22 protein-coding genes are annotated in these 24,281 nt (G+C 42.6%); 9 read left to right on the top strand and 13 right to left on the bottom strand.

The window, feature by feature from the left end; genetic code table 11:
* Window positions 1-81: 81 nt before the first annotated feature.
* From C9J48_RS18850 to pheS, 8 genes are all read right to left on the bottom strand, one after another.
* Entirely contained in the window at window positions 82-837 is a 756-nt protein-coding gene (locus tag C9J48_RS18850) for a DsbA family protein (RefSeq protein ID WP_036803802.1), read from the bottom strand.
* Window positions 838-967: 130 nt separating this feature from the next.
* Window positions 968-1,423, bottom strand: coding sequence for a hypothetical protein (locus C9J48_RS18855; RefSeq protein WP_006232259.1), 456 nt, complete (start codon window positions 1,421-1,423; stop codon window positions 968-970).
* A 103-nt stretch (window positions 1,424-1,526) separates the two neighbouring features.
* Window positions 1,527-2,288 carry a vitamin B12 ABC transporter ATP-binding protein BtuD gene (btuD, locus tag C9J48_RS18860; RefSeq protein WP_006232260.1) on the bottom strand — a complete coding sequence of 254 codons (762 nt, stop codon included), beginning with the start codon at window positions 2,286-2,288 and terminating at the stop codon, window positions 1,527-1,529.
* Between the two features lie 26 nt (window positions 2,289-2,314).
* Complete coding sequence (gene btuC / locus C9J48_RS18865; RefSeq protein ID WP_006232261.1) at window positions 2,315-3,307, bottom strand: vitamin B12 ABC transporter permease BtuC; 993 nt, start codon at window positions 3,305-3,307, stop codon at window positions 2,315-2,317.
* Between the two features lie 156 nt (window positions 3,308-3,463).
* Complete coding sequence (locus C9J48_RS18870; protein WP_006232262.1) at window positions 3,464-4,531, bottom strand: succinylglutamate desuccinylase; 1,068 nt, start codon at window positions 4,529-4,531, stop codon at window positions 3,464-3,466.
* Between the two features lie 313 nt (window positions 4,532-4,844).
* Window positions 4,845-5,141 carry an integration host factor subunit alpha gene (gene ihfA / locus C9J48_RS18875; protein ID WP_006232263.1) on the bottom strand — a complete coding sequence of 99 codons (297 nt, stop codon included), beginning with the start codon at window positions 5,139-5,141 and terminating at the stop codon, window positions 4,845-4,847.
* Between the two features lie 521 nt (window positions 5,142-5,662).
* Window positions 5,663-8,068, bottom strand: coding sequence for a phenylalanine--tRNA ligase subunit beta (gene pheT, locus C9J48_RS18880; RefSeq protein ID WP_006232264.1), 2,406 nt, complete (start codon window positions 8,066-8,068; stop codon window positions 5,663-5,665).
* A gap of 17 nt (window positions 8,069-8,085) precedes the next feature.
* A complete protein-coding gene (gene pheS / locus C9J48_RS18885; RefSeq protein WP_006232265.1) occupies window positions 8,086-9,069 on the bottom strand; it encodes a phenylalanine--tRNA ligase subunit alpha in 984 nt (327 codons plus the stop codon).
* A gap of 507 nt (window positions 9,070-9,576) precedes the next feature.
* On the opposite strand from pheS, the gene C9J48_RS18890 reads away from it, so the two are divergent.
* Entirely contained in the window at window positions 9,577-10,059 is a 483-nt protein-coding gene (locus C9J48_RS18890; RefSeq protein WP_006232266.1) for a GNAT family N-acetyltransferase, read from the top strand.
* A 29-nt stretch (window positions 10,060-10,088) separates the two neighbouring features.
* Window positions 10,089-11,042 (top strand): LysR family transcriptional regulator, encoded by a 954-nt coding sequence (locus C9J48_RS18895; RefSeq protein ID WP_006232267.1) that lies wholly within the window; start codon window positions 10,089-10,091, stop codon window positions 11,040-11,042.
* Between the two features lie 90 nt (window positions 11,043-11,132).
* Here the strand turns inward: C9J48_RS18895 and rplT are convergent, their stop codons facing one another.
* The 4 genes from rplT to thrS all read right to left on the bottom strand — a co-directional run bounded on the left by rplT (window position 11,133) and on the right by thrS (window position 14,303).
* The gene (rplT, locus tag C9J48_RS18900) at window positions 11,133-11,486 is read right to left on the bottom strand and encodes a 50S ribosomal protein L20 (RefSeq protein WP_006232268.1); all 354 of its coding nucleotides are present in this window, start codon (window positions 11,484-11,486) and stop codon (window positions 11,133-11,135) included.
* Window positions 11,487-11,529: 43 nt separating this feature from the next.
* Complete coding sequence (gene rpmI / locus C9J48_RS18905; RefSeq protein ID WP_006232269.1) at window positions 11,530-11,724, bottom strand: 50S ribosomal protein L35; 195 nt, start codon at window positions 11,722-11,724, stop codon at window positions 11,530-11,532.
* A gap of 95 nt (window positions 11,725-11,819) precedes the next feature.
* On the bottom strand, window positions 11,820-12,371 hold the full coding sequence (gene infC / locus C9J48_RS18910) for a translation initiation factor IF-3 (RefSeq protein WP_081450113.1): 552 nt from the start codon (window positions 12,369-12,371) through the stop codon (window positions 11,820-11,822).
* A gap of 3 nt (window positions 12,372-12,374) precedes the next feature.
* Window positions 12,375-14,303, bottom strand: a complete 1,929-nt coding sequence (gene thrS, locus C9J48_RS18915; protein ID WP_107281214.1) for a threonine--tRNA ligase — start codon at window positions 14,301-14,303, stop codon at window positions 12,375-12,377.
* Window positions 14,304-14,632: 329 nt separating this feature from the next.
* Here thrS and C9J48_RS18920 point away from each other — a divergent pair, with 329 nt between their 5' ends.
* On the top strand, window positions 14,633-15,877 hold the full coding sequence (locus tag C9J48_RS18920) for a leucine-rich repeat-containing protein kinase family protein (RefSeq protein WP_006232273.1): 1,245 nt from the start codon (window positions 14,633-14,635) through the stop codon (window positions 15,875-15,877).
* Window positions 15,878-15,948: 71 nt separating this feature from the next.
* On the opposite strand, the gene yqfB is transcribed toward C9J48_RS18920, so the two are convergent.
* Window positions 15,949-16,248 (bottom strand): N(4)-acetylcytidine aminohydrolase, encoded by a 300-nt coding sequence (gene yqfB, locus C9J48_RS18925; RefSeq protein WP_207383116.1) that lies wholly within the window; start codon window positions 16,246-16,248, stop codon window positions 15,949-15,951.
* A gap of 216 nt (window positions 16,249-16,464) precedes the next feature.
* Between yqfB and hutC the strand changes: the two genes are divergently transcribed.
* The 6 genes from hutC to C9J48_RS18955 all read left to right on the top strand — a co-directional run bounded on the left by hutC (window position 16,465) and on the right by C9J48_RS18955 (window position 24,231).
* Window positions 16,465-17,169: a histidine utilization transcriptional repressor HutC gene (hutC, locus tag C9J48_RS18930; RefSeq protein ID WP_006232275.1), complete on the top strand. Its 705-nt coding sequence runs from the start codon at window positions 16,465-16,467 to the stop codon at window positions 17,167-17,169.
* Between the two features lie 241 nt (window positions 17,170-17,410).
* Window positions 17,411-18,655 (top strand): imidazolonepropionase, encoded by a 1,245-nt coding sequence (gene hutI, locus C9J48_RS18935; protein ID WP_006232276.1) that lies wholly within the window; start codon window positions 17,411-17,413, stop codon window positions 18,653-18,655.
* The gene (hutG, locus tag C9J48_RS18940) at window positions 18,645-19,715 is read left to right on the top strand and encodes a formimidoylglutamase (RefSeq protein ID WP_006232277.1); all 1,071 of its coding nucleotides are present in this window, start codon (window positions 18,645-18,647) and stop codon (window positions 19,713-19,715) included. Before hutI ends, hutG begins: the two co-directional genes overlap by 11 nt.
* Before the next feature lie 78 nt (window positions 19,716-19,793).
* Window positions 19,794-21,500 (top strand): urocanate hydratase, encoded by a 1,707-nt coding sequence (gene hutU / locus C9J48_RS18945; RefSeq protein WP_006232278.1) that lies wholly within the window; start codon window positions 19,794-19,796, stop codon window positions 21,498-21,500.
* A 24-nt stretch (window positions 21,501-21,524) separates the two neighbouring features.
* On the top strand, window positions 21,525-23,057 hold the full coding sequence (hutH, locus tag C9J48_RS18950; protein WP_006232279.1) for a histidine ammonia-lyase: 1,533 nt from the start codon (window positions 21,525-21,527) through the stop codon (window positions 23,055-23,057).
* 307 nt (window positions 23,058-23,364) lie between these two features.
* A complete protein-coding gene (locus tag C9J48_RS18955) occupies window positions 23,365-24,231 on the top strand; it encodes a fructosamine kinase family protein (RefSeq protein WP_006232280.1) in 867 nt (288 codons plus the stop codon).
* Window positions 24,232-24,281: the final 50 nt, after the last annotated feature.

The following is a 24,281-nucleotide window of genomic DNA, read 5'->3' on the forward strand; positions in this document are numbered from 1 at the left end:
TAAGACAAAACTTGAAACAAAAAAAGGTCTGAAAATCATTTCAGACCTTAGGTCTATCGTGCTTAACTCATGATCAGTCTATTAGGTGGTTTTATCTGCCACTTTATCAAGAGCATCTTCTACAATCGGCTTTAACTGATCGTAAGGTAAATAACCCGGCAAGATTTGATCACCAATCAGCATGGCTGGTGTACCATTTAAACCCAACTCACTGAATATTTGGTAACTCTTATCAATGGTTGGCTTTAATGTATTCGAGGCATCGAGTAACATCTGAGTTTTCGTTACCTGTGCTACACGCTCTAACGATGACTTATCATGACGACCATTTTTTCTGATTAAATAATCATGTACTTTCATGTAGCCATCTGGGTCATTCTTCCAAACATTCAATGCGTACTGTGCTGAATTAGTATCAATACCCGCAACCTCTCGTTGTTGCAGAGGAACAAAAATATTCACCACCCGTACCTCTGGATTTTCTTCAGTTAAACGTTGTAACACAGGGTCTAAACGCTTGCAGTACGGGCAGTTAAAATCAGTAAAGTTGATAATGGTTAATTTAGGGTTATCTGTACCAAACGCGGCTAAGTCAGGGTTGTTGTATAGCCAATCATGATACTTCTTCAACGTCACTGCTGTTTTGTTTTCTTGGTCAATATACATATTCAAACTGGTCAACAAACCATCAATCAATTCTGGCTTTTGTTCCAAAATAGTTTGAATTTTAACTAGGTTATCTTGCTGCTGTGGGGTTAAAGGTGCTGCTTTTGTAGGTATAGCCACCACAAACAATACAGCAGAAACTGCTGCTGCAATTAAAGAAAGTTTTTTCACAATATAATCCTGTAGTAATAATAAAGAATGTATCAACTCATTTTTTATACCAATCTGGATAAGTAGATGATCACAAGCTTGCACAGCAAAAATGAACAAACACTTATTTAGGTTGGTATTACTTCAGGGGTTACTCCAGAAAAACACAATTATGTAAGTGGGTGCGATATTGAGGTAATGCAGGAGAACATGGCTGCCAATGCAAGTAGAAACGGCACGCCATACATAACGTAAGTAACAGGGAAAATGAGAGTAGAATTACGGCTAAATAGTTGTCTGTTTTTACTTCAGAGCAACTTCTAACAAGGTGATCAAGTAATTGACATGTGCCTGTGGGTACTGGTGAAGTATTTTTGAACTCAGTAGTTTTATCTATAGAAGAAAAGCCTGCTATCGCGTCAAAATTTTCAGTACTTAATGGCGCTTTAAGATCAAATACAGGTACAGCAGAAAAAGTATCATTGGTTTGATTAATCGAAGATGATGGCACAGATTTCATGCACACTAAAAGCATCATCACAAGCAAGATGACAAAACTTGTCACGCGTTGCTTAAGCGCATTATGTGTGAGAGAAAAAGAAACCATGATGAATTAACTTAACCTTACGTTCTGACTACTTGGGTATAGTTAGAATAACACTCTCTCTATTAGTTCATTTTATTCGTAGAACAGTTTTATTCGACACGCCCTAGTCATTAAAAATCAGGCAACTCCGCCCTTCATGCTCAATACGCTGAACTTGCGTCGCAAACGTAGATTCAAGCTGTTCTACAGTCATTACATCTGATGGTTTCCCTTTCACCACACACGATCCATTATTCAATAACAGCACTTTGTCTGCTTCTCGCAGCGTACGATTCAGATCATGATTAGCCATCACAACGGCAATACCTTGTTCAGCCATGCGTCGAACCAGCTTATACATCGCGGCTTCTTGACCAATGTCTAATGCTGCTGCAGGTTCATCTAATATTAACAATGTAGCTTCGGGGTTTATTGCGGGCCATACCTGTAAACAAGCAGCAGCAAGACGAACACGTTGCCATTCTCCACCAGAAAGCGTTTGGATATTTCGATTTAATTTATCGGTAATATTTAATGCTTGGCAGATTTCATCTAGCGCGTGTTGAACATGGTCTGCCTGCGGGTTATTCAAAGCCGATAACGATAATGCTAAATAATGGTAAACTGCTACCGAAAACGCTGGGCGATCTTGCTGAGAAAGGTAACAACGCATGCGAGCTAACGATGGTAAATCATAGTCAGACAATAGCTGCCCCATGAAAGTAATCTCACCCTGCCCTTCGAATAAACCCGATAACATCGAAATAGCGGTACTTTTACCACTTCCGTTTGGCCCAATAAAATGCACAATTTCACCCGCATCAATCGTAAATGAAACGGGTAATAACCGAGGTGGCATTGCCAAATTTTTCGCATCAAGAATCATCGTATTAATCTTGGTTATCTATCTTGTTAATCAATATGTGAACGCAGTAGCATCCACACAAAAATGGGAGCACCAATGGTCGTTGTAACTACCCCTACGGGCAATTCAGCAGACGGTAGAATGACACGAGATAAGGTATCGGCCAATGCTAATAACAATCCACCGCATAAAGCAGACAATGGTAATAAGTAGCGATTTTCAGCGCCCAAGCTCATACGTAATAAATGTGGGATAACCAAACCAACAAAACCGATCACACCGCCTAGCGCAACAGATGCTCCCACTAACAGCGATACAATTAAGATAAATCGCCAGCGTAACGCTGCTACATCTAAACCAAGTTGTTTGGCTTGAATTTCACCCAGCATCAGTAGGTCGAGTTTCTTACCTTGTAAACATAACCAGACTAAAACAGGTACAACAAAAAGTAAGACTGAAAGTTGCTGCCAGCTTACCCCACCCACGCTACCCATCAACCAGTACATTAACTGGCGCAAGTTTAAATCATCACTAAAGTAAAATGCCCACGTGACGACTGAACCCGATAAAATGCCCAGCGCCACGCCAATAAGTAATAGGCGTGCAGTTGATACTTTTCTACGCCGAGAAAGTCCGACTAATATCAGAGTAAAAATAAGGGCGCCTAACATGGCCGCTAACATTGTAAGCAACGGTGTAGGAACAAAAGGCAATGCAAACAGTAGAATGACTAACGCTAGACTTGCCCCACCCGAAATGCCCAATACACCAGGTTCAGCCAAAGGGTTGCCCAGTAGCACCTGCAATACCGCACCAGACGCAGCCAAAGAAGCACCAATAGCCAAGGCCGCGATTAAGCGTGGCATACGAAGCTGAGTAAGCAGTTGCTGCTCTAGTGCACCATCTGGTGACCATGGCAATATCCACATCTCACCAATGGAGAGTGATAAAATACACGTTGCCACCATTAAAATGGAAACAACCAAGAAACTGGCTTTCCAGCGGGTTTGTTGACGTTGAATTAGGTCGTTTAAAAGCATCGGCTGAATGGATAGGAAATACTGCGCTAACAATACCTTTTCAGTTCCAAAATAGAAAGAAGACCGTGATTAAACAGTCTCCTTTAAGTCAAATCGCACTCATTTTCCGATATCTTTCATCAATAAAAACCAAATAGACTAAAAGGCTGAATTGATTCAATTAGCAATAGTCACTTGCTCGCCAAATTTCACGTCCGTTTGTTGTACCAATAAACAAGCTCTTTGCCCTAGTGCCACATTCGGATTAGGGAATACAACCGCTTCGCCACCTTCTAATGAATAATATTTGACCCCGCAATCTTGAGCTAACAGTTTGCCATGCTCGAAGAAGGTGAAGTTCGCCTGATTAGAAGGAAAAGTAAACGAGAAATCGTCAGACTTTTTCGCCAAGCTACGTGTTACGCGATAGACATTTGTTGCTGAATCATCCCAACTAACGTCTAACGTATCGCTGCAGATAAGTTGCTGCATCATTTCTGCAAAAGGCGCTAGGCGAGTTAGATCATTCTCCCCTAAGCGTGCCACCTTACCCAGTTCCATCGTTAAGCCTTGAGCACCATAATTTTCAGCACTATACCAACTGAACGTTGGCGATGGTGAGCTAGACAACAAAATGGCTTCTATCTCAGCTTGTTGTAAGAATGAAAACAAAGCACCGCTTCGAGTGGTTTTTTCACTATACGGACTTACAGCAAAGGTATAATGAACTGAATCACGAATTGCGCAATGAAGGTCTAAATGCCAACGATCGGGTAATGCCTGATCATGATGAAGGGTTAACAGAGGCGATTTTTGATAAAAATCATCGACAGCATACTGCAATTGGTTCGCATTAATACGGTCAATATTCGTCTCATCATTCCTTTCGGAAAAAAGACGATTCATATTTTCTTCGATGAAACGTGTATGTACATTAATAGCTTGAGGATGCCCAATAATAAGCAATAACCGATGAACGGGCACTAACTTACCCTGCAACAGGCTTTGAGCCATTTCCTGAACTAATTCTATAGGCCCAGTCTCATCCCCGTGAACACCAGCAGAAACGATAATGTCTTTCGTTAATGCACTCACTTTGGGCGGAGTGATCGTTAAAATACCACGGTGAGATAGGTCAAATTCCACCCCTGATTCAAGCGCCCATTTACCAGCCTCGAAGGGTAATGCTAAATCCAATGTAGCCGTTAAAAAGCCGCCCTCTTTTACTGATTGTAGCGATGCCATTTATAACCTCCGTGTTTATGTATAACTGGCGTACATCCACGGTGTTTTTCTAAGCATTAATTAACGCTAAACACAGTGAATGAAACTGCATTTACTATACAAGCTAGTTACATAGTTGTAACTTAAATGTTTTGGCAATATATCGCAAAGCTAAATAAAAGTAATAATTCGATGACGTTGAAGAAGTCTAGGCAGGTACCTTGACTTAGATTGGGGGGATTTATATATGGTATTGGATAAAAGAAAACCCAAGCGAATCTTCACATTCCGCTTGGGTTCGTTATTATGTATTAAGCAGTAAAACTAAAAACTCTTATTTTTCGATTTCTATGCTTTCAACGCGAGCTTTTAATTTTTGACCTGGACGAAAAGTAACGACACGACGTGCAGAGATAGGAATATCTTCACCCGTTTTTGGATTTCGGCCGGGGCGTTCATTTTTGTCGCGCAAATCAAAATTACCGAAACCTGATAATTTTACTTGCTCGCCATTTTCTAGAGCCTTTCTGATTTCTTCAAAAAAGACTTCCACCGTATCCTTGGCGTCCCGCTTGCTTAATCCAACATTCTCAAACAGGTCCTCAGCCAAATCGGCTTTTGTGAGCGCCATAGATAACTCCCTCAAGACTATGCTGAATGGGTAGTGCACACAATTCAAAGTTAAAGATTCTAACGATGAATCACTTGTGTCACTGCGAATAAGTTTTGCTAAGGGGAAGCGTTCATACCAATGAATCAATATGTAATTCAAGTGGCGTTTCAAGCGCTCTCCTCAACTAGAGTCAAGTTTAAGCCAACTTGCTGATTTTCGCCAACTTTTTTAAGTTAACTTCATGTCAATTTATTGATTATTTGCTCTGTAAAGTAGACATTTAAATGCACCTTGTTGTGTGTCAAATTTAATACTACCAACAATAAACCCTACAAAAACAATCAGATATAGAATAAAAAACCAAGATACTAATACCTAAGAGAAAATATCACTATCAATCAAAATGTTAGAAAGTTTTCTATTTAGACAAAAAAAAAGCAGCCTTTTAGGGCTGCTTTCTTAAAACAATGACTTAAATGTGCACTGTCTCTCACTTTCTTTGTTCAGGTTAAAAGCCGATCGTTCATAGAGCGTTAACTCTAGTCACGTAGACTAGCACCAAAACGTTCAGCAAGCACAGCTACAATACTGTCTACTGCACCTGAAATATCCGCATCTTCAAGTGTACGTTCAACTGACTGAAGGCTTAGCGCGATAGCAAGGCTCTTCTTGCCTTCCTCAACACCTTTACCAACGTAAACGTCAAACAGTTTAGCGTCAGTTAAGAATTCACCGCCCGCTGCAATACATGCTTTTACGATGTCGCCAGAAGCCGCTGCGTCATCAACAACAACCGCGATATCACGACGGTTTGCAGGGAACTTAGATACAGCTACTGCTTCTGGAAGAACGCGAGTATTGATTGCTGCCCATTCGATCTCGAATACGACCGTACGACCATTTAGGCCAAACTTACGCTCTAATTCTGGGTGAACAGTACCAATAATACCCACCTCTTTGCCATCAACGACGATAGCCGCAGTTTGACCAGGGTGCAATGCTGGGTGCTTAGCCGCCTTGAAGCTGTATGCCTTTTCGTTCGCAGTCAGCTCAAGAATAGCTTCTAGGTCACCCTTAAGGTCGAAGAAATCAACGGTATTAGTGTCGATATCCCAGTGTTCTTCACCTCGAGTACCGGCAATAACACCCGCTAGCATCATTTCTTGACGCATGCCATTTTCAGCGCTAGCTTCAGGAATGAAACGTAAGCCAGATTCGAATAAACGAACACGAGATTGCTGACGCTTTTGGTTGTGAACAACCGTATTTAGTAGACCTTGGATTAGGCCAAGGCGCATTGCTGACATATCCGCAGAAATCGGGAATGGCAGGATTAGCGGCTCAACACCAGGAACAACTAGTTTCTGTTGTTCTGGCTCTACGAAGCTGTAAGTAATCGCTTCGTGGTAACCACGGTCAACAAGAAGATCACGAACACGCTTAAGCGGTTGGTTTGCTTCTTTGTGATCATTCATCTTAAGTGCGGCTACTGGCGCTTGGTTAGGAATGTTATCGTAACCGTAGATACGACCTACTTCTTCGATTAGGTCTTGCTCGATTGCGATATCAAAACGCCATGCTGGAGATGTTGCTGTCCAACCTGCGTCTGTTGTCTCCGAATCTTCTACAACAGAAACGTTACAACCTAGACGAGTTAGGATCTCAACCACATCTTCAGATGGGATTTCGTGGCCTAGCAAGCTATCTAGCTTAGTGCGACGTAAAGCAACAACGTTTGCTTTAGGCAGATCAGCTTCAGACTCGCTACCATTAACAGGTGCTACTTCACCACCGCAGATTTCAACTAGAAGCTGCGTAGCGCGCTCCATTGCTGCAGCTTGTAGCGTTGAATCTACACCACGCTCAAAACGTAGAGAAGAATCAGTGTGAAGGCCGTATGCACGAGCGCGACCACGAATGTGATCAGGTGCGAAGAATGCAGCTTCAAGCAGTACGTCTGTAGTTTCAGTCGTTACACCTGAGTCTTTACCACCAAAAATACCAGCAATTGCTAGTGCTTTAGTGTGGTCAGCAATAACTAATGTCTTACTGTTTAACTCAGCTTCGTTGCCGTCGAGAAGTGTCAGTTTTTCACCTTGCTCAGCAAGACGAACCACTATGCCACCGTCAATCTTAGAAAGATCAAATGCGTGCATTGGCTGACCTTGCTCAAGCATTACGAAGTTCGTAATGTCAACAATCGGGTCGATTGAACGGATACCACAACGACGCAATTTTTCTTGCATCCAAATTGGAGATTCCGCTTTCACGTTTACATTCTTAACCACACGGCCAAGGTAACGTGGACATGCGTCAGTTGCTTTGATTTCAACTGATACTGTATCGTCAATGCTTGGAGCAACCGCGTCGATAACAGGCTCTGTTACGTCAGCACGGTTTAGAACACCAACTTCACGAGCTAAGCCACGAATACTAAAACAGTCAGCACGGTTAGCCGTTAGATCTACGTCGATAGCAACGTCGTTAAGCTCTAAAAGCTCACGAACGTCCATGCCCAAAGCTGTGCCTTCTGGTAGCTCAAGGATACCGTCAGACTCAACATCGATACCTAGCTCAGAGAAAGAACAAAGCATACCGTGAGAAGGAACACCACGTAGTTTTGCTTTCTTGATTTTAAAGTTACCAGGAAGAACCGCACCTACCGTTGCAACAGCAACAGTAAGGCCAAGACGACAGTTAGATGCACCACATACGATGTCTAAAAGCTCTTCTTCACCGATATCAATTTTTGTTACTTGAAGTTTGTCTGCATCAGGGTGCTGACCGCACTCAACAACTTTACCCACTTTAACGCCGGTAAACTCACCCGCAACGGGAGCAACTTCATCAACTTCCAAACCAGCCATTGTGATTTGGTGAGCTAGTTCTTCGCTGTTAATAGCAGGCTTAACCCACTCGCGTAGCCAAGATTCACTGAATTTCATATTGTACTTCTCCTGACTTACTTGAATTGCTTAAGGAAACGAAGGTCGTTCTCGAAAAACGAACGAAGGTCATTAACGCCGTAACGAAGCATTGTTAGACGCTCAACACCCATACCGAATGCAAAACCAGAGTATTTCTCAGGATCAATACCAACAGAACGAAGTACATTAGGGTGAACCATGCCACAACCTAATACTTCTAACCATTTGCCATCTTTGCGCTTCACATCGACTTCAGCTGAAGGCTCTGTAAACGGGAAGAAAGAAGGACGGAAACGAACTTCAACTTCTTCTTCGAAGAAATTACATAAGAATTCGTTCAAGATGCCTTTAAGTTGCGCAAAGTTAACGTTTTCATCTACTAGCATGCCTTCCACTTGGTGGAACATTGGCGTATGCGTTTGATCGTAATCGTTACGGTATACACGACCAGGTGCAATGAAACGGAATGGCGGTTTACCATGTTCCATAGTACGGATCTGTACACCAGAAGTGTGCGTACGCAGCATCAAATCAGGGTTGAAGAAGAACGTATCATGATCAGTACGAGCAGGGTGATCGTCTGCGATGTTCAATGCATCAAAGTTGTGGAATGCATCTTCAATCTCAGGACCAGACTCAGTGCTAAAACCAAGCTCACCGAAGAATTGTTCAATGCGCTCAACTGTACGAGTAACAGGGTGAAGACCACCGTTTTCGATACGACGACCAGGAAGGCTCACATCGATAGTCTCTGCAGCTAGCTTTGCTTCAAGCTCTGCACGTTGAAGTGCATCTTTACGTGCTGCGATCGTTTGTTGAACGACGCCTTTCGCTTTGTTGATCTCTTGACCAGCAGTACGACGCTCTTCCGGTGGTAATTTACCTAGGCTTTGTAATTGCGACGTTAATTCGCCTTTTTTACCTAAGTACTGAACACGCACTTCATCAAGTGCGACTAACGAATCAGCGGTTTCAATAGCTGTCGTTGCGTTGGCTAGGATCTCGTCTAGTTGTTGCATCATTTCCTCATCCACCCACAGGTGGCGTCCATAAGGGAGATATAAATTCGCGTAACGATACATACTAAAGAAACACGCATCTAAATCCAAACTGAATCGCAATAAAATGGCTGTATTGGATGAAAAAAAGTCGCCTTAGCCCTCTTTCATGTTCACTTTGCAATAATGCCATCATCTCTGGAATCTGTTTTCACTTAAGGTTCGAACTTTACGCACTATCACTAAAAGTCATACCTTGTAGTCGTTAATACCATTTCTCGATAGGTACCTACCTTTCGTATAGTGAATCGACATTAACCAACATGTTGATGAATATATAAACTGCGTTTAAATACTAGTTTATTACTGAGAGGGCAAACCTCAATAAAAAATGGGATTTACAATGCATTTATTGCAATACATATTAGCCTTTTTCACCACACCACATTGGAGTGTTGCTGCTCCGCATGCGATAAAGCCACTCTGCGACACTCAACAACCTAATCTAGATACTAATAGGAATGCGCCATGAAAGTAAAAGTAATACCTGTAACCTCTGAGTATGATGCCGCGCTTTGTGATGTGATTAAACATGTAGGTGCTGAATTTGGTGCCGTTGGTGAAGGATTCGGCCCATCAGATGCTGAGGTATTGGCGATGAGTCGCTTTTATCACAACGATACAGATAGCCTGTATTTGGTCGCTTTAGCTGATGGTAAGCTTGTAGGCGGGTGTGGTGTCGCACCATTTAATCGCAGCGAAACTATCTGCGAACTAAAAAAGTTGTTTCTATTACCGGACGCCCGTGGACTGGGGTTAGGCAAGACATTATCCATTAAATGTTTGGACTATGCCAAAGCAAGAGGTTTCACTGAATGTTACCTCGATACCCTCACAAATATGCAATCGGCGGTGCATTTATACGAAAGATTAGGCTTCACACACCTTAGGGCTCCTATGGCTGGAACCGAACATAACGGATGTGATGTGTGGATGTTAAAACAACTTTAAGATAGTCAAAGAGGTGCTAGGATGATCTTATGGCTCCATCAGGGATGATCACTGTGTACAACTACAAACTATTACCAGCCTTGGCATCATTGTTAGAAACACAGAGCGTGACAGAATCAGCCGATAATCTCAATGTCACGCAATCTGCTATGAGTAAAACGCTCAAGCATATTCGGGATACCTTTCACGATCCTATTTTAGTCCGCGAAGGAAATACGTATATATTAACGCGGCGAGGAATTCAGCTTAAACAGCAGCTTCCCGATCTACTACAGCAACTTGATGCGCTGTACCTTCCTCAAGCTTTTGTACTCGCTCACAGTCAGCGCCAATTTTCCCTTTCTTACAGTGCCTTTGTGTCCCCGACGATGATTCCTCAGTTATGTAAGAAAATCGCTACTCTCGCCCCACAAGCTAGTATCAACTGCACTTTATGGCAAAATCAGTCTTTAGATAACTTGGCTAAACAACCATTTGATCTTGTTGCGACTACTGCATTATCAGTACCTGATAATTTACACGGTAAGAAAATCATCGACGATAATTATGTCGTGGTCTGTTGTCACACACAGTCGATCACTCAACAAACAATGACTATTGAGCATTACACCAGCGCTAAACATATTTTAGTGAACGGCATTGTCGATCCACGCCGTGAAGTCGATAGCGCATTATCCCAACAGGACAAAACACGTGATGTTTTTGCTATCGTACCGGACTTTGAGATGGCTTTTGCAACATTACAACACACACCAGCCATTGCGACAGTTCCACTTAATATTGCAGCGCAGTATGCAGAACAATATCAGTTAAATTTGTTTCTCCTTCCTTTCCACTTACCTCCACACAGTTATTACCTGCTTTGGCACAGTAAGCATGTACACGATCCAGAACATCAATGGTTCAGAAAACTGTGTTTTGATTATCTTAAAGAAGATTTGGTGCACCGACAGATACAGGGAGAAGAATTATTGACGCATTAAGAGCAAAGCGTGAGATGTGAGAAAAGATTAAACGCCAGATATGAAAAAAGGAGAGCCGAGGCTCTCCTTTTCACTTAAAACTAAACTGTATTACAGTGCAGCTTTTGCTTTTTCAACAAGTACTGTGAAAGTAGCTTTGTCAAATACAGCGATATCAGCAAGGATCTTACGATCGATTTCGATAGACGCTTTCTTAAGACCGTTGATTAGACGGCTGTAAGACATACCATTTTGACGTGCAGCAGCGTTGATACGAGCAATCCAAAGAGCACGGAAAGTACGTTTCTTCTGACGACGGTCACGGTAAGCATATTGACCAGCTTTAGTAACAGCTTGGAAAGCTACGCGGTAAACACGTGAACGTGCTCCGTAATAACCTTTAGCTTGTTTAAGAACTTTCTTGTGACGTGCACGCGCTTGTACACCACGTTTTACGCGAGGCATAGGAGACTCCTAACTAATTAATAAAATATAAAACTAAAAACGATTAAGCGAACGGAAGCATACGAGCAACTGCAGCCACTTCACACTTAGGAAGGATTGCATTTGGACGAAGCTGACGTTTGTTCTTAGTAGTACGTTTAGTCAGGATGTGACGTTTTGTAGCGTGCTTAAACTTAAAGCCACCAGCAGTTTTCTTAAAGCGCTTAGAAGCGCCCTTGTTGGATTTCATCTTAGGCATGATGAGACTCCGCATTGTTGATAGTTAATAATCATAGTAATCAGGCGAACAAAAGCCCTGCCGGAGCAGCGCTTTTAGCTACTTTAATGCCGTAATTACTTCTTTTTTGGAGCAAGCATCATAGTCATTTGGCGACCTTCAACTCGATGTGGGAAGCTCTCGCAGACCGCTAGGTCTTCAAGTTCTGCCTTAATACGATTCAAAAGATCAATACCAAGATTCTGATGGGCCATTTCACGACCACGGAAACGTAGTGTGACTTTACCCTTGTTGCCCTCTTCTAAAAAGCGAATCAGGTTGCGTAGTTTTACCTGATAGTCGCCTTCGTCTGTACCAGGTCGGAATTTAACTTCCTTGATCTGGATTTGTTTCTGTTTTTTCTTTTGCTCTTTAGCAGCCTTGCTCTTTTCGAACAGGTACTTGCCATAGTCCATCACGCGACAAACTGGTGGCTCGGCATTTGGGCTGATTTCAACTAAATCCACACCTGCATCATTTGCAATGCGAGTTGCTTCTTCAAAAGATACAACACCGATGGACTCGCCATCTATACCTGTTAAACGAACTTCACTAACGCCGTGAATTTCACCGTTTAAACGGTGTGCATTTTGTTTAACTGGTGCTTGAGTTCTTTTTCCGCCTTTAATACCTTAGTCCTCCAAAACATTGAGCTTGCGACTGCTAATTTCTTGCTGCAAGAATGCAACAAGTTCATCAATCTTAAGTTTACCCAAATCTTTACCCTTGCGAGTACGAACTGCTATTTCGCCTGCTTCGACTTCTTTGTCGCCACAGACAAGCATGTAAGGCACTCGCTTCAAAGTATGTTCGCGGATTTTAAAGCCAATCTTCTCATTTCTCAAGTCCGCATTGACTCTAATTCCACATTTTTGCAATTTTTTTACTATTTCTTGTGCATATTCTGACTGACTGTCAGTAATATTCATCACTACAGCTTGCTGAGGCGCCAACCAAGTTGGGAAGAAGCCCGCATATTCTTCGATAAGAATACCGATAAAACGCTCTAGAGAACCAAGAATAGCACGGTGAATCATAACTGGGGTATGACGTTCGTTGTCTTCGCCCACATATGTTGCACCTAAACGCTCTGGTAATGCAAAATCAAGCTGAACAGTACCACACTGCCATGCACGATCTAGACAGTCATGGAGTGTGAACTCGATCTTAGGACCGTAGAATGCACCTTCGCCTTCTTGAATTTCAAATGGAATGTCCATTGATTCAAGTGCGACTGTTAGGTCAGATTCAGCTTTATCCCACATTTCATCAGAACCTACTCGTTTTTCAGGACGAGTAGAAAGCTTAACAACAATGTTGTCGAAGCCAAATGTCTGGTACGTATCATACACCATTTTAATACAAGAAGTAACTTCTTGTTGCACTTGGTTTTCAGTACAAAAAACGTGCGCATCATCTTGAGTAAATCCACGAACGCGCATTATTCCATGAAGAGCACCAGATGGCTCATTACGGTGACATGCACCAAATTCAGCCATACGTAATGGTAAGTCACGGTATGATTTCAAACCTTGGTTGAAGATTTGTACGTGGCCTGGGCAGTTCATTGGCTTAATAGCGTATTCACGGTTCTCTGAACTTGTTGTGAACATTGCTTCCGCGTATTTGTCCCAGTGACCAGAACGTTCCCAAAGAACGCGATCCATCATTAATGGACCTTTCACTTCTTGGTACTCATATTCTGTTAGCTTTTCACGAATAAACACTTCTAGCTCACGGAAGATTGTCCAGCCATTGTGGTGCCAGAAAACCATACCCGGTGCTTCTTGCTGCATGTGGAACAGATCAAGATGTTTACCAATTTTACGGTGGTCACGCTTTGATGCTTCTTCTAGACGAGTAAGGTGCGCTTTTAGCAACTTCTTATCTTGGAAAGCAGTACCGTAGATACGCTGCAGCATCTTATTGTCACTGTTACCACGCCAGTAAGCACCAGCAACACTTAACAATTTAAAGTGCTGACAGAAGCCCATGTTAGGAACGTGAGGACCACGACACATATCAATGTATTCTTCGTGGTGGTATAGACCTGGACGATCATCGCGAGAAACGTTCTCGTCTAGGATTTCAATTTTGTAAGTCTCGCCACGCGCTTCAAATGCATCACGCGCTTCCTGCCAGCTTACTTTCTTCTTAACAACGGCATACTTTGTTTTCACAAGTTCTTTCATGCGCTTTTCAATCGCATCAACGTCGTCTTGTGTTAAAGATTGCTCAAGGTCGATATCGTAATAGAAACCATTGTCGATCGTTGGACCAATCGCCATTTTAGCTTCAGGATAAAGTTGCTTGATTGCATGGCCTAGTAGGTGAGCACAAGAGTGACGGATAATTTCTAGGCCGTCGTCGTCTTTAGCTGTGATGATTGCTAGGCTTGCATCGTTTTCAATTAAATCGCACGCATCAACACGTTCGCCATTAACACGGCCTGCGATACATGCTTTCGCAAGACCAGGACCGATGTCAGCAGCAACATCCATAGTTGAAACAGCGTTATCGAATTGACGTTGACTACCGTCAGGAAGAGTAATTACAGGCATTAAAATGTCCTTCACAGTGGTGCCACATACCAAGTAGCACATGTTGAATTAAATAAAGCTTAGAGAAGCTTTTATGAAAATTTCGAAAGTTTGTAAGCCGGCTCCGCAATACTGAGCAGCACTCGGGGTTACAAACGAAGGCGCAACTATAACAAACGCCTGCGGAACAATGCAAAGCTACAGACATATTTATTATTTAATGCGCTTAAATACCTTCTAATTGCACAGATATTGTCTATTTATATAAGTAGCCACCCTTTTCCTTTTACTTAAACTTTCTTGTAAACTGTTTCGCTGTTTTATATCACTCTCATCATGGATTCATCATTTTGCATACACTTTCTCAGCTAAAATCTGGCGAACTAGCCGGTATTCAACGTTTAAAATTATCAGAAAATTTAACGTCATTCCCACTGGAAATTTTATCTCTGGCTGATAGCTTAGAAATCCTTGATTTATCCAACAACCAATTAACTTCTTTACCGCTAGAATTAGTACAACTTAAGAAGCTTAAAATTCTCTTTGCCTCAAATAACCAATTTGAAGTACTGCCTGAAGTGCTCGGTCAACTACCGCATTTAGAAATGCTCGGCTTTAAGGCAAATAAAATACATTCAGTACCAGAGCTATCTTTACCGACTCAGTTACGCTGGCTTATTTTGACTGATAACCAGATCAAAGCGTTACCGAATTCGTTAGGTGAACGCCCACGCCTACAAAAGTTGGCATTAGCAGGTAACTGTTTAACACATCTGCCTCTGTCAATGTCGCAATTAGACAACCTAGAATTAGTACGTATTTCAGCCAACCAACTAACAGAATGCCCAGAGCAGCTACTTTCACTGCCTAAGCTTGCTTGGTTTGCCTTTGCAGGTAACCCGTTTAGTCAAACAAATAGCGCAATTCAATCTGTGCCTGTATTGCCATCTTCCAGCTTCACCTTACAAGACGTTTTAGGGCAAGGTGCATCAGGCGTTATTTCTAAAGCGATATGGAATAATAAAAAGCAAACAGACTTCCCTGAAGATATTGCTGTAAAAGTGTTTAAAGGCGAAGTAACAAGCGATGGTTACCCTGATGATGAATTACAAGCCTGCTTAAAAGTCGGTAACCACCCCAATGTCGTGCAATCTTTAGCGCAAGTGAATGAAGACGGTTATCTAGCCTTAATCATGAATTTAATCCCTTCTCACTTCCGCAATTTAGGGCTACCACCCTGCTTTAATAGCTGTACCCGAGATACTTTTCCACCAGACTTTACCTTGTCGGTTGAACACATAAATAAAATCGTTAAGCAGATGGAAGAGGTTTTTGTTCATTTACATTCAAATCAGGTCTGTCACGGCGACTTATATGCGCATAACACCCTTTATGATGAAGAAGCCAATATCATTTTTGGCGATTTCGGGGCTGCGAGCATGTACCACATGCTAACTGAAGCGCAACAAGCATGTATCAAGCAGATTGAGCACCGTGCACTCTGCCATTTCATTGATGATCTGCTAAGTGTTTGTGCTGAAGGTAATAGAAACGAGGAAACGTTTCAGTTACTAAAAAAGAAATTGAGCCACTAAAAGAAAAGATAGCATCAGGAAGTAAGCCTAAGTGCTTACTTCCTGATGCTCATACCCTAAGCTATTCAGAACTAAGCAACGAGCTTATAAGACACAACATAAAGCTGTTTGATGCCAGGATAAATATCTTGAATAACATCCTTTAAAACTGGCAGAGTCATATTTTCTTGATCTGCATGAAATTGAGTCAGTTCATCAAACAAGATTGGCTCAACCGATAAAATTTCTAACTCACAAAATTCACGCCCTTCTTCAAGCGTTGATACTTTTACCGTTGTGCCCGGTACATAGTAACGCTCAGATTCGTCACGAATTGTTATCGTTTTCTTACTTGATAAAATATCGCTTTCAAAACGTGCGAAAAATGTCATTTTAGTTGGAATAGTCGTTGTCATTTTTTACTCATAATTACATATCGCCGTTAGAGGCATTGTAAGTAACACACATTATGCAGCTACTCATGTTTGATACTTATTCTACGCATTCCTATCTGTAGTCCTAGATAAAAAATAGCCAATAAAAATATTTACTTGAAATACAGCGATAAAATTGCTTTTATTTGTATAGGCAATTATGGAATTACACTCATGGCTCAATCTCCTCGTTATTTACAAATCAAACAGTATTTAAATGATAAAATCCAAACTAGAACTTGGCCTCCTGGTTTTAAAATTCCTACTGAAATTGAGTTATCAGAACAATTTGCAGTGAGTCGGATGACGGCAAATAAAGCGATCCGAGATTTAGTAGGTGATGGTTTATTAAAACGCACCCCAAGGTTGGGCACGTTTGTTTGTCATAAAAAAGCTGAATCACCATTAATGGAGATTCGAAATATCGCTAATGAAGTGCGTAACCGTGGTCATGACTATTCAAGCCAAGTAATAAGCCAACATAGCGTAGAAGCAAAAGATGATATTGCTTTACGCATAGGCGTAAGAAACGGCACATTGATTTACTTTACTCAAATAGTACATTATGAGAATAGCATGCCTATTCAGCTTGAAGAACGCTGGGTTAACCCCGACTTTGCCCCTCAATATCTCGAGCAAGATTTTACGGTACAAACACCTAATGAATACTTGGTTCAAACCTGCCCTCTTAGTGATATCGAACATACCGTTGAAGCCATTATTCCCATTGGCCGTATTATATCTTTGCTTGAAATGAACGAAGGTGAACCTTGTCTATTGCTTAATCGTCGTACGTGGAGTGACAAAAATTTGATCAGCACTGCATTGCTCTATCATCCCGGTAATAAATATAAGTTGAGTTCTCGAACTAAGGTGTAATCTGTATTCGCTCTAACATGTAACAAGATAAAATGGTCGCTGTTAGAGCTATTTACTTCTACTGTTAATCCGCTTTACCAACCGATCATTCTCTAACTTTTTAGTTACTGTCAGTTAATAATTACAACTTTGATCACAATTTCTTTACATCACATCTTGAGTTTCACTGCAAAATCGCCTATTTATTTGTATATACATATTGCTTTTGTATCTTATACACAATCAAAGAAGCGGATTATAAATGGAACGAGTGCTTACCAATCTTAGATTAGTCACCCTGTCGTCAGAGACATCAGCCGATAATAACGGCTATCAGATCATCGAAGATGGCATGGTTGGAATAACAAACGGAAAGATCATGTTTGTCGGCTCGGCATCCGATAGTCCTCTGGCATGTCATAACGACTTGCATGGTCATCCTGACGTAATTGATTGTGGTAATGCATTAGTGACCCCAGGCTTAATTGATTGCCACACCCATCTTATCTTTGCAGGTAATCGAGCAAACGAGTTTGAACAACGCCTTAACGGTATGCCTTACGAAGAAATTGCCAAACGAGGTGGCGGTATTATCTCTACCGTTCAAGCAACCCGTGAAGCAACAGAAGATGAACTCTACCAACTCGCGCTCAAGCGGTTAGATGGCTTAAAACGTGACGGCGTCACAACTATTGAAATCAAATCAGGTTATGGTTTAACACTAGACGATGAATTAAAGATGCTTCGTGTGGCTCTACGCATTGGAGATATGCCAGATATTAAAGTTTCGACTACGCTTTTAGCCGCTCACGCTGTACCTCCTGAATATAAAAACCGTGCTGATGATTATATTGACTATGTTTGCCAACACATTATTCCTGCGGCAGTAGAACAAGGGCTCGCAGATTATGTTGATGTTTTCTGCGAAGGCATTGGTTTTTCTACTCAGCAATGCCAGCGTGTATTTGAAACAGCCAAAGGCTACGGACTGGGTATTAAAGGCCATACAGAACAGTTATCCAACTTAGGTGGTAGTGCGCTTGCGGCAAGAATGGGCGCCACCTCTGTCGATCATATTGAACACCTCGATCACGATGGCGTGGCTGCACTTGCTGCGAATAATACTGTCGCAACCTTATTACCTGGGGCTTATTATTTCTTGCGTGAAACACAACGTCCACCCATCGAACATCTACGTAAATTTCAGGTTCCTATGGCAATTTCAACCGACTTTAATCCGGGAACATCCCCTATCGCTTCGCTCCGTACCATGATGAATATGGCATGTACATTCTTCCGACTTACGCCCGAAGAATGTTTACGAGGCGTAACCTGCAATGCTGCTCAAGCGTTAGGGCTAGAAGCATCACGCGGGAAAATCAGTGTTGGCATGGAAGCAGATCTCGCACTTTGGGACATTGATACACCCGCAGAGTTATCTTACCGACTAGGTGTGCCCGATCTTATTGCACGCATTGTGGATGGAGAAATTTTCTATGCCAAATAATATGTTTTCAAACACAATCAACATGAGTGCTTGGCAAGGGCGCACCGACCCTGAAGATGGCGAACTGGGCATGCGATGGCACCAAAAAGTGCTTCCTGCCGATCAGGCCAATGAAGAAGGCATTATGTTGCTGGGCTTCGCCTGTGATGCTGGTGTCGCTCGTAATAAAGGCCGCACAGGTGCTTACGGTGCCCCTATTGCTATCCGACGCGTACTGGCAAATTTAGCTTGGCACCATCAAGAGCCTGTTTACGACGCTGGAGATATCAGCTGTGATGACGGTAACTTAGAGTTAGCTCAACATCGCTTAGGTGAAGATGTCTGTCTTGCTTTACGTCAAAAACATAAAGTGATTGTCTTTGGCGGTGGTCATGAAATGGCATGGGGTACATTCCAAGGTATTGGCGCTTATTTGCAACAAAAGCAAGAAGCGACAAACAGTATTCAAGCGCCACTTGATATGAATAATGAAAATCCGAATGTGGAAAGTTCTGAGATACCCGCACCTCGCATCGGTATTATCAACTTTGATGCGCATTTTGATTTACGTAATCCACCCTCTGGCCCACAAGCGAGTGCAGGCAGCTCTGGCACACCATTCCATCAAATCGCTCGTTTTTGCGAATTACAACACTGGCCATTTAATTACGCTTGTCTTGGTTTAAACCGCGGCAGTAACACACAAGCATTATATGAAAAAGCCGATCGACTTGGAGTGCTGTACCGAGATGATACGGAATTAACACACCGAACCATCGAACAAACCCAAGCAGCACTCAATACATTTATTGCTGAATGCGATTATTTATACCTCACGATTGACTTAGATGTTTTTCCAGCCTGTGTCGCACCCGGTGTAAGTGCACCTGCGGCTCGTGGCGTATCGTTAGAAATAATCGAACAGTTAATGGAACCCATTTTAACGGCTAAAACAGAGCAAGGTGATTCAAAGTTACTTGTCGCTGATTTAGCAGAATATAACCCTCGTTTTGATATTGATAACCAAACTGCACGGTTAGCAGCAAGACTGACCTGGACAATAGCCCGTGCCATTCGTTAAACCCGCTATCGCTTATTAACTTTAAATAACAGTGAACAATATAACCACTACGACGAATAGCACAGCAAGGAGAGCTACATGACACAATCAACAATTCCAAACCCACGCCTGGATGAATCACGCACAATCATTGCACCTACTGGTACGCAATTAAATGCTAAATCATGGCTAACAGAAGCCCCACTTCGCATGTTAATGAATAACTTGCACCCAGACGTTGCTGAACATCCTCACGCATTGGTTGTATATGGTGGCATTGGCCGCGCTGCACGTAATTGGGAATGTTATGACAAGATTGTTGAAGTACTAAAGCGTCTTGAAGACGATGAAACCTTGATGGTGCAATCAGGTAAACCTGTTGGTGTCTTTAAGACGCACACCAATGCACCACGTGTATTAATTGCCAACTCAAACCTTGTTCCACATTGGGCAAACTGGGAGCACTTCAACGAGCTCGATAAAGAAGGTTTAATGATGTACGGTCAAATGACAGCAGGTAGCTGGATCTACATCGGCTCACAAGGCATTGTTCAAGGTACTTACGAAACATTTGTTGCCATGGCTCGTCAACACTTCAACGGTGATGCAAAAGGCCGTTGGGTACTAACTGGTGGGCTTGGTGGCATGGGTGGCGCTCAGCCTCTAGCGGCAACAATGGCAGGCTTTTCAATGCTGGCTGTAGAGTGTGATGAATCACGCATCGACTACCGTTTACGTACAGGTTATGTCGATAGCAAAGCAACAACCCTTGATGAAGCATTAGCGATTATTGAAGAATCGAAGCAAACAGGTAAGCCAGTATCAGTCGGTTTATTGGGTAATGCGGCAGATGTGTATGCAGACATTGTTAAGCGTGGCATTGTGCCAGATGTAACTACAGACCAAACCTCTGCGCATGATCCGCTAAATGGTTACCTACCTCAAGGCTGGTCGATGGAGCATGCTGCTGCAATGCGCCTTGAAGATGAGGCGGTTGTTGTAAAAGCAGCAAAACAATCAATGGCAGTACAAGTTCAGGCAATGCTAGCGCTACAAAAGGCCGGTTCTGCCACCGTCGATTATGGTAATAATATTCGTCAAATGGCACTAGAAGAAGGGGTTGTAAACGCGTTTGATTTCCCGGGCTTTGTTCCGGCGTATATTCGCCCGTTGTTTTGTGAAGGAATTGGACCTTTCCGTTGGGCTGCTCTTTCTGGCGACCCAGAAGATATCTATAAAACCGACCAAAAAGTAAAAGAACTGATTCCAGACAACCCGCACCTGCATAATTGGTTAGATATGGCACGTGAGCGTATCCAGTTCCAAGGTTTACCTGCACGAATTTGTTGGGTTGGTTTAAAAGATCGTGCTCGCCTTGGTAAGGCATTTAATGAAATGGTCAAAAATGGCGAGCTTAAAGCCCCTATTGTTATCGGGCGAGATCATCTTGATTCAGGTTCTGTTGCCAGCCCTAACCGTGAAACAGAAGGCATGATGGACGGTTCAGATGCCGTGTCTGATTGGCCGTTGTTGAATGCCCTTTTGAATACGGCGTCAGGTGCAACATGGGTTTCGCTTCACCACGGTGGCGGTGTTGGCATGGGCTTCTCACAGCATTCCGGCATGGTAATTGTGTGCGATGGCACTGACGATGCAGCCGAACGTGTAGGCCGTGTTCTTCGTAATGATCCTGCAACAGGTGTAATGCGCCATGCCGATGCTGGTTACGATATCGCCATTAACTGCGCCGAAGAGCAAGGTTTAGACCTGCCGATGGTGAATACAAAAAATACTCACTCTAAATAAACTACCGATAGCGAGAAAGTAATCATGTACCAATTAGAAATTATTCCAGGCAAGCTATCGCTGAAACAACTTCGTGAAGTTAGCCGTCAGCCTACTCAATTATCTTTAACGGAAGATGCACTGCCTGAAATGCTCATCAGCGCAGAAGCGGTTGCACAAGTTATCAAAGATGACAAAGTTGTTTATGGCATAAATACTGGGTTTGGTTTGCTCGCCAACACCCGTATTGCCGCTGAAGATCTTGAAACACTGCAACGTAGTATTGTACTTTCACACGCAGCAGGCATCGGTGAGTTCATGGACGATGCCACTGTACGAATGATGATTGTATTAAAAGTAAATAGCCTTTCACGCGGTTACTCGGGTATTCGTCCATTGGTTGTTAATGCATTAATGCAATTGGTTAACACTGAAGTATATCCATGCATTCCGAAGAAGGGCTCTGTGGGTGCTTCTGGCGATCTTGCCCCTCTTGCACATATGAGTACCGTGTTATTGGGCGAGGGTGAAGCCCGTTACCAAGGCAAAATAATTACTGGTGCCCAAGCGCTTGAGATTGCAGGATTAGAACCTATTACCCTAGCCCCTAAAGAAGGGTTAGCGCTGCTTAACGGAACCCAGGCTTCGACCGCATTTGCACTAGAAGGCTTTTTTGCAGCTGAAGATTTATACTCAGCAGCAACAGTTTGTGGCGCAATGTCTGTTGATGCTGCACTGGGTAGTCGTCGTCCATTCGATCCTCGAATTCACCGTGTTCGTGGTCACCGTAGTCAAATTGACGCGGCAATGGGATACCGTCACATGTTAGGACAAAACAGTGAAATTGGTTTATCTCACCAACAATGTGAAAAGGTACAAGACCCCTACTCGCTGCGTTGTCAGCCACAAGTAATGGGTGCTTGTTTACAGCAAATTCGTAATTCTGCTGTCACGTTAGAAGTCGAAGCAAACGCAGTATCCGATAATCCACTTGTTTTTGCTGATGATGGCGACATTATCTCGGGTGGTAACTTCCATGCAGAGCCTGTTGCAATGGCAGCAGATAACCTTGCATTGGCCATTGCCGAAATTGGCAGCTTGTCTGAGCGTCGTATGGCGTTATTGATCGATAGCGGCTTAAGTAAGCTTCCACCGTTCTTGGTAGATAACGGAGGGGTTAACTCCGGCTTTATGATTGCACAAGTAACCGCAGCTGCATTAGCAAGTGAGAATAAATCGCTTGCTCACCCAGCCTCAGTCGATAGCTTGCCAACATCAGCGAACCAAGAAGATCACGTTTCAATGGCTACATTCGCAGCACGTCGCTTAACCGATATGGCTGAAAACACGCGTGGTATTCTTGCTGTTGAATTGCTAGCCGCGGCACAAGGCCTCGATTTCAGAAGCCCGAATAAGAGCTCTGAATTAATCGAACAAGCAAAAATGCAATTACGTGAACGTGTCTCTTTCTATGACAAAGATCGCTACTTTGCACCAGACATCGCAAAAGCAAACCAGTTGTTAAAAGAAGCGACATACAATGCATTAATGCCAGCTACATTACTCCCAAGCTTGTAATGTAGCGTTGTAATCATTAAAAGCTTTGTAAACGATATAAATCGAGCCTGACCTTTAGCATTATGGTCAGGCTCGATTTTTCTATTTTAATCCTTTTCCCACCTTTGATACCCCTCTCTTCTAAGTTGATTTACAAGCTTTTTCACGCAATGAATATTGCATACAAAGTTCAAACCTTGATAAATGCACGGTTATATCTTCCTTAAATGGTCTAAGATGTTGATGAGACACTACTATTATTCGTCGCTATTCATATTAACGTGGGTAGCTGTTTAACTGATTGTATTGTTCCAACACGGAGGATGCTATGTGGCAGGCCATTTCTCACCAACTATCAGATGTACTGGGTAAACCGTTTAAAATCAGCGAACGAGAGGCTCTCGAAGGTGGAGATGTCAATCAATGTTATTGCGTCGGTGATGGTGATGAGCGCTTTTTTATCAAACTGAATGATAAAGAACAGCTTGCCATGTTTAAAAGTGAAGCCGAAAGTTTACGCATTCTAAACGAGGCTAATTGTGTTCAAGTACCTCAACTATTACACCTTGGCACATGCCGTGAAAAGTCGTTCTTAGTTCTAAATTACTTACCAACCAAAACCATCGACAACGAATCTGCCTTCAAACTTGGTCAGCAGCTTGCTGAATTACACCAATGGGGAGAGCAAGCAGAATACGGTTTTGATTTTGATAATTATGTGGGTATTACTCCGCAGCCTAATAAATGGCGTCGTCGTTGGTGTCGATTCTTTGCCGAGCAACGCATAGCATGGCAACTTCAACTGTGTGAAGAAAAGGGAATTAAATTTGGGAATATCGATACCATTACGGGTAATGTTATTTCGTTATTGATGCACCACCAGCCAACCCCCTCTTTGCTTCATGGCGATTTATGGCATGGTAATACAGCACTGACGGTCACAGGGCCTATCATTTTTGACCCCGCTACATACTGGGGAGATAGAGAGTGTGATATCGCAATGACAGAGCTCTTTGGTGGTTTCCCTGCCAGTTTCTATGAAGGGTATCAATCTGTTTTCCCATTAGATGATGGATATCAAGAACGCCGTGACCTTTATAATTTATACCATATCTTAAATCACTGTAATCTATTCGGCGGTGAGTACTTAGCCCAAGCAGAGCATATTATAGAAAAGCTAAAACTCGATAAATAGTGTATCTGACCATATGCAGTGCTAAAGCGCGTATCATGATAAATGTCACA

The organism is Photobacterium profundum (assembly GCF_003026285.1).
GTDB classification, from domain to species: Bacteria; Pseudomonadota; Gammaproteobacteria; order Enterobacterales; family Vibrionaceae; genus Photobacterium; species Photobacterium profundum.

Excerpts from the sequence above, each read along its gene's own strand:
- C9J48_RS18855 (WP_006232259.1), bottom strand. The coding sequence starts at position 1,423 with ATGGTTTCTTTTTCTCTCACACATAATGCGCTTAAGCAACGCGTGACA.
- btuD (WP_006232260.1), bottom strand. The coding sequence starts at position 2,288 with ATGATTCTTGATGCGAAAAATTTGGCAATGCCACCTCGGTTATTACCC.
- btuC (WP_006232261.1), bottom strand. The coding sequence starts at position 3,307 with ATGCTTTTAAACGACCTAATTCAACGTCAACAAACCCGCTGGAAAGCC.
- C9J48_RS18870 (WP_006232262.1), bottom strand. The coding sequence starts at position 4,531 with ATGGCATCGCTACAATCAGTAAAAGAGGGCGGCTTTTTAACGGCTACA.
- ihfA (WP_006232263.1), bottom strand. The coding sequence starts at position 5,141 with ATGGCGCTCACAAAAGCCGATTTGGCTGAGGACCTGTTTGAGAATGTT.
- pheT (WP_006232264.1), bottom strand. The coding sequence starts at position 8,068 with ATGAAATTCAGTGAATCTTGGCTACGCGAGTGGGTTAAGCCTGCTATT.
- pheS (WP_006232265.1), bottom strand. The coding sequence starts at position 9,069 with ATGCAACAACTAGACGAGATCCTAGCCAACGCAACGACAGCTATTGAA.
- C9J48_RS18890 (WP_006232266.1), top strand. The coding sequence starts at position 9,577 with ATGAAAGTAAAAGTAATACCTGTAACCTCTGAGTATGATGCCGCGCTT.
- C9J48_RS18895 (WP_006232267.1), top strand. The coding sequence starts at position 10,089 with ATGGCTCCATCAGGGATGATCACTGTGTACAACTACAAACTATTACCA.
- rplT (WP_006232268.1), bottom strand. The coding sequence starts at position 11,486 with ATGCCTCGCGTAAAACGTGGTGTACAAGCGCGTGCACGTCACAAGAAA.
- rpmI (WP_006232269.1), bottom strand. The coding sequence starts at position 11,724 with ATGCCTAAGATGAAATCCAACAAGGGCGCTTCTAAGCGCTTTAAGAAA.
- thrS (WP_107281214.1), bottom strand. The coding sequence starts at position 14,303 with ATGCCTGTAATTACTCTTCCTGACGGTAGTCAACGTCAATTCGATAAC.
- yqfB (WP_207383116.1), bottom strand. The coding sequence starts at position 16,248 with ATGACATTTTTCGCACGTTTTGAAAGCGATATTTTATCAAGTAAGAAA.
- hutC (WP_006232275.1), top strand. The coding sequence starts at position 16,465 with ATGGCTCAATCTCCTCGTTATTTACAAATCAAACAGTATTTAAATGAT.
- hutI (WP_006232276.1), top strand. The coding sequence starts at position 17,411 with ATGGAACGAGTGCTTACCAATCTTAGATTAGTCACCCTGTCGTCAGAG.
- hutG (WP_006232277.1), top strand. The coding sequence starts at position 18,645 with ATGCCAAATAATATGTTTTCAAACACAATCAACATGAGTGCTTGGCAA.
- hutU (WP_006232278.1), top strand. The coding sequence starts at position 19,794 with ATGACACAATCAACAATTCCAAACCCACGCCTGGATGAATCACGCACA.
- hutH (WP_006232279.1), top strand. The coding sequence starts at position 21,525 with ATGTACCAATTAGAAATTATTCCAGGCAAGCTATCGCTGAAACAACTT.
- C9J48_RS18955 (WP_006232280.1), top strand. The coding sequence starts at position 23,365 with ATGTGGCAGGCCATTTCTCACCAACTATCAGATGTACTGGGTAAACCG.